The sequence below is a fragment of the Desulfovulcanus ferrireducens genome (genome assembly GCF_018704065.1).
Taxonomy (GTDB): Bacteria; Desulfobacterota; Desulfovibrionia; order Desulfovibrionales; family Desulfonatronovibrionaceae; genus Desulfovulcanus; species Desulfovulcanus ferrireducens.
In genome coordinates this window covers 1-5,904 of record NZ_JAGUQP010000048.1, presented here as the reverse complement: position 1 = coordinate 5,904, position 5,904 = coordinate 1, and the positions used below count along the sequence as shown (strand labels likewise).

Sequence of the window (5,904 nt, the reverse complement as noted above, 5' to 3'; positions counted from 1 at the left end):
CACAGCCCGCAAGCAAGCCTTAGATGTGTCCAAGTCTTTGTTAGCATTGAAGAAAATGCGCTCGCAAATTAACTCAGAAAGTTGAGGCAAAATAACTTATAAACTTACAAACCTACAGACTTACAAAACTGTAAACCTATATGGAAGAAAACATTCGTCCCCAAACTCTGGATGACTTCATCGGCCAGGATGATGTCCGCAACAATCTCAAGATTTACCTGCAGGCAGCCAGGGAACGGGGGCAGCATCTGGACCACACCCTGCTCTATGGCAATCCCGGCCTGGGCAAGACTACCCTGGCCCAAATCATGGCCAAAGAGCTAGGGGTCAATATGGTCAGCACGTCCGGCCCTGTGCTGGAAAGAAGTGGAGACCTTGCCGCCATCCTGACCAGTCTAAAACGAAATGATATATTGTTTATTGATGAAATCCACAGGCTCCCTCCGGCTGTTGAGGAAATTCTTTACCCGGGCATGGAAGACTTCAAACTGGATCTGATCATTGGACAAGGGCCTGGGGCAAGGACCGTAAAAATAGATCTAGAGCCATTTACCCTGGTTGGAGCAACAACACGTATCGGTCTTTTGACATCCCCCCTAAGAGACAGATTTGGCGTGATCTGCCGGCTGGACTTTTACTCAGCTGAAGAACTGGCCGAAATTGTAAAAAGAGCAGCCAAAATCTTAGGATTGGACATTTCTGCAGATGGAGCCCTGGAAATTGGCAAAAGATCACGTGGTACCCCCCGTATTGCCAACAGGCTCTTGCGCCGGGTTCGTGACTTTGCCCTGGTCAAAGGCTTCAACCAGATTGATGCCCAGGTAGCTGCCAAGGCCCTTGAGTCCATGGACGTGGACGGCAGTGGTCTGGATATGATGGACCGCAAGATTCTGGAATGTATTATTCACCACTTTGGCGGCGGACCTGTAGGCGTAAAAACCATTGCCGCTGCGGTTTCCGAAGAAGTACGCACGATTGAAGAAATTTATGAACCCTACCTTATCCAATGCGGATTCTTAAAAAGAACTCCCAGGGGCAGAGTAGCCACTGCCCGAGCTTATACGCATTTGAAAATATCCCCTCAAAATCAAGGCTACTTGCCCCTGGACACCGAGGATTAACAAATGCCCGAAAAAAAACTGGAAATAAAATTACTCAGTAAAACAGACAGCGGACTGTCTCTCATTTATGCTGCGTTCAGACAGTGCTATAGTGCAGGATTCGTAGGAGACATATGGGACGACCTTGTTTCAGGCAAGATAGAGAAAGAAAAGCAGGCTGAGTTTATTGCCAAAATATTAGAGTCCGGACACGAAAGCCCTATTGAGCATGTAAGTTTCACCTTTGCCGTGCAGGGAGTTTCCAGGGCTCTTACCCACCAACTGGTAAGACATCGCATTGCATCCTACTCCCAGCAGAGCCAGCGGTATGTTGATGAAAGTGACTTTGATTATATCCTGCCTCCCAGTATTGCCAAGATACCCGAAGCTAAGGTCGAATTTGAACAGTGTATGCAAACAATAGGGAAAGCATACCGTAACCTAAAAAGGATTTTACAAGATAATGGCCTGGGGAAAAAGGCCAATGAAGACGCACGGTTTGTCCTTCCCCAGGCATGTGAATCCAAAGTGGTCTTCACCATGAACTGCCGTAGCCTGTTACATTTTTTTGAACTCAGGTGCTGTGAGCGGGCACAATGGGAGATCCGCAAAATGGCCTGGAAAATGCTTAAGATTTTGCGTCAGGAACTACCGGTCATCTTTGCTGTTGCCGGTCCAAAATGTGAAAGGCTGGGATATTGTCCGGAAGGGGAAAAGTTTACCTGCGGGAAGTTTAAGGTCAGGGGCTAGAACTAACTCTGGCCCCTGACTAACTATGAACCCTAATCTTGCATTTTCTGGACTAAATTTTTAAGCTTCTGTGCCTGAGATGCCAATTCAGCAATGGCTTGGGCTGCCTCTTGCATGCCACTACTTGTCTCGGCTGAAATCCTGTTTATCTCTTCTACCGCTCTAGTAATCTCTTCACTGGCTGCTGATTGTTCTTCAGAAGCAGTAGCAATGGCCCGAACTTGATCAGCGTTTTCTTCAGCAATACGTACGATCTCTTGGAGGGCCTGACCGGATTTATTAGCCAGCTCAGTGGCCTCCTGTACAGCCTGAGCCGCCTTATCTGTATCTTCAATATTTTCACGCGTACCTTCCTGGATGGAAGAAATAACCTCACCAACCTCCTTTGTTGCTGCCATGGTTTTTTCAGCTAACTTTCTTACTTCATCAGCAACAACAGCAAATCCTCTACCATGTTCACCAGCCCTGGCTGCCTCAATAGCAGCATTTAAGGCCAGCAAATTAGTCTGATCGGCAATATCAGTGATAACGTCAATAACCTCTCCGATATCTTCTGCCTTCTGACCGAGTTGATTCACATTTTCTTTGACCAGGCTGGTCAACTCCTGAGCCTGTTCAATGGCCTTGAGTGCATCATGTACTATTTTTGAACCATCAAGGGCCTTATTCTTAGCCGCTTCTGTATTTTCCGCAGCGTTAGAGGCATTTTTAGCTACCTCCAAGACCGTGGCATTCATTTCTTCCATGGCTGTAGCAGTTTCTTCGGCCCTTTGCTTCTGTAGTTCAGCACCTCTTGTTGTTTGTTCGATCTGAGCAGATAATTGATCAGAGGCAGAGGCCATGAGGTCGGTGATTTCGGTGATGGAGGCAGCAGCCTCTCTCAAGGTTTCAGCCTGTCTGGCCATGATTTCTTCATTTTTTCGTATATCAGTAACATCCTGGAGAATGATCACGGCTTCAACGGTCTGACCCTCTCTATCTTTAACAGGAAAAGCATTGACTAAAACAATCTTTTCTTCTCCATTTTTATGTTTAAAACTAACTTCTCCTGCCCAAGGCCGTCCTTGAGGAATAACGATTTCAGCTACGGGCTTGCATACCTGGCATTCTTCAAAGGAAGAGTAATTTAACAGCTCATAACCTTTTAATTTTCCAATGACCTCTTCTTTGCTTCTGCCAGTAAGTTCACAGATAGCATCATTAACATATTGAACGACCCTATCCTTGGCACTTACGGTAAACATAGGAGCGGTAATGCCATTTCTGAAAGATTCCTGAAGAAAGATTTTATCCTCTATAGCTCTTGCCATATCATTGATGGCTGAAACTGTTTCTCCAATGACGTCTTTTGCTACATACTCTATGCGGGTATCATACTGACCATCGGCAATCTTACGGCAAGACTGGGCAATATTGCGCAGAATCTTGGTAAGATTTTTCATTAGGAAAAAGATCAAAATTACAGCCAGGACCAGAGCCAAGCTTCCGGTAACGGCGCTGGTGGAGAACAAAACCTTGTCCATACCAAAGAAGAGATCCCGTTTCTCGAGGCTAAGGACGATATGCCAGTCCCAGGGAGCAAAGTGATAGATGAGAGCTGTTGTTGGCTTTCCTTCCCATTCAAAATCAAGTTTTCCCTCTTTTATTTGAAGCATTTTTTGACCAAATTCAAAATCTGTTATATTTGTCTGAGTTAATTGATCGGGATGGTAGAGAATCTCTCCTTTGGAATTAAAGACTGTAACCTCACCCTTACCCTTGATATTGAATTTTTTAAGAAGAGTTAATAATTCGGGGGTCATTATTTTACGGCCGACATAAATGACAGCAACGATCTTCCCGGAAGGATCACGCAAGGGTTTATAGGCCGTAAGATACCAGGCATTAACAACAAAGGCCCTGCCACGGAAGGTCTTTCCGGACATAACTGTTTGGTAAACAGGACTGGAAGAAGGAATATACGTGCCCACGGCCCTGGAACCATCCAGTTTTTTAACATTAGTGGACACGCGCAAGAGCTTTCCGGGTAACACTTGGAAGATAGTGGCAGTCCCGCCCACTGTAGCCTGTACTTTATCCACCAGTTCAAAATTATTATTAATGACCATGGGACCTATTTTTAACGTTGGAATTCTGACTCGTTCCGTTTGCTTGGTAATTTGATTGGTAATGGTCATTTCTATCATTTGGGTTTCATCCAAATAAACAGAACCAAGATCTTCAACCTTTTCATCCATAAGGGCTAAATCAGCATTAATTTTTTCCTGGGTAATGTCATTTTTCATAACCATGGCATGAAGAAGTTGTTCTAGAGCTGAGTGCATAAAGCTTTGCCCTAGATCAAATAGAGACGCACGCATACGCAAGAAATTGAGCCCACCCATCAGACCGATGGTCAAAAGGACAATAACGATGGTCCCGGCATACATCTTGGTGGTAAATTTTAACCCTCGGAGCATAAAAACCTCCTTGATTAATAGTTGGAACCTAAATTCCGGGTTAGCAAATTTATAAATCGGTTGTTTTTAATCTAAAGTTTAGAGAGAACTAAACTGAAAAGTCTGACATGTAATCACTAATCCTCACCATATTTTTATTTGAAAAAGTAATTTAACCGGGAGACTCAAAACAAAACGGTTCTAACGGATTGTAAAGCTTGAAAATCTTTTTTGTTTATTCACCTTCTAATTCACTTTTGACACTCTAAAACTAAAGTAAATATTAAAACATACTGATCCACTCTCTGGTGAAAGGATGAAAGCGAATATTGTCCTGTGCTAAATTGGCTAGCTCCATATAACTTATTAGTCTGGCAACAAAAATAATCCAGACAAGGATTAGGCAACAGATCATCACCCCTTTCAGACGCAAAGGTTGAATACTTTTGATAAGTATGCTGCACAAAATAATAATCAAGACTGTACATAAAACTATTGTTGCCGCTGGTAAATACAACTCTATAATTTTTAACTTATCCCTTAACAAAACATAAACCCATATACAAGGCAAAAATGAAAAAAGAAGAGAAAAAATATTCCACTTTGCTGTCAGGTTTAATGAGTATCGATAATAATCCCGGCCAAAGTCGTCTTTGAAACGTCTTAAAACCAAATAAAGAAACCCAAAGCTTGCAGCAGCAACCAATGAAAGAATGAATAACTGGCTAGTAATAGGATAAATTAAAGAATCAAGAGAAGGGGGCAAAAACTTTGGGGTCAGGCCCAGACTTTGATAATAAAAAACCAAAATCAGGGATATAAAAAATATTTTTAAACAGCCTATACCTATGATCCCAAGAATGAGATGAAGAACTTTATTTTTTTTTAGTTTTTTCCATGTACTCCAATAAGAAAAAAGAAAAATAGCTGCCAAGCCGAGACAAATAATCCCAGGCCAAAGAACATCTTGGTTTTGCTTATAAAAAATGCTCAAAGGAGGATAAAACTTGGCATAAACACTCAAAAAAAAGGCTATCAAAACCAAGGCCAGGATGACAATAGTTGCCAGACGAGACATTTGCCACGCAAATTTATCCAAAAAAATCTTTTTCTGCCACATTCCGAAAAGCTCACTGCACCAGGCCATGATTGACGCACCTAAAGAACTGAGGACAACCATTACCCCCAGAGGAACAATAAAGCCTAAAGCCATATCGTATTCAAAAATCATCTTATTCCTCCACCTTAATTTTTTTTAGATACCGATACAAAAATCCAAACCTTACGGTTATAATAAACACTTTATCGAGGCTAATTTGTTAAAATGATTAACTTTCCTAGACCATAAACTCTACGCAAAAACTTGCTTTCTACATGAACAACTTTTAGATATTTATTTTGCCTTAAAAACAAGGGGGATGCAAGATTATAACAAGAATAAAGCAAAATAATTTACATGCTGAAATTTGATTTTATGAGCTTGATTGCTTATAAAGCTTAAAATATAGACTAGAAATCTTAAAAAAGCCTGTAGCTGAACTTTTTTATCAACTTAATTTCCATGGTTTATTCTAGTCCTGGTTTTTTTCATGCTGGTACAAAGACCTGGACCTGTT

General features: G+C 42.0%; 4 protein-coding genes. 2 read left to right on the top strand and 2 right to left on the bottom strand.

Annotated elements, in window-relative coordinates; all coding sequences use genetic code 11:
• Window positions 1–140: 140 nt before the first annotated feature.
• Window positions 141–1,121 carry a Holliday junction branch migration DNA helicase RuvB gene (ruvB, locus tag KFV02_RS11190; RefSeq protein WP_252381640.1) on the top strand — a complete coding sequence of 327 codons (981 nt, stop codon included), beginning with the start codon at window positions 141–143 and terminating at the stop codon, window positions 1,119–1,121.
• A 3-nt stretch (window positions 1,122–1,124) separates the two neighbouring features.
• Window positions 1,125–1,850 carry an FAD-dependent thymidylate synthase gene (thyX, locus tag KFV02_RS11185; protein WP_252381639.1) on the top strand — a complete coding sequence of 242 codons (726 nt, stop codon included), beginning with the start codon at window positions 1,125–1,127 and terminating at the stop codon, window positions 1,848–1,850.
• A gap of 32 nt (window positions 1,851–1,882) precedes the next feature.
• Here the strand turns inward: thyX and KFV02_RS11180 are convergent, their stop codons facing one another.
• Together KFV02_RS11180 and KFV02_RS11175 are read right to left on the bottom strand one after the other, a co-directional pair.
• Entirely contained in the window at window positions 1,883–4,309 is a 2,427-nt protein-coding gene (locus KFV02_RS11180) for a methyl-accepting chemotaxis protein (RefSeq protein WP_252381638.1), read from the bottom strand.
• Between the two features lie 262 nt (window positions 4,310–4,571).
• Window positions 4,572–5,519, bottom strand: coding sequence for a hypothetical protein (locus tag KFV02_RS11175; protein WP_252381637.1), 948 nt, complete (start codon window positions 5,517–5,519; stop codon window positions 4,572–4,574).
• Window positions 5,520–5,904: the final 385 nt, after the last annotated feature.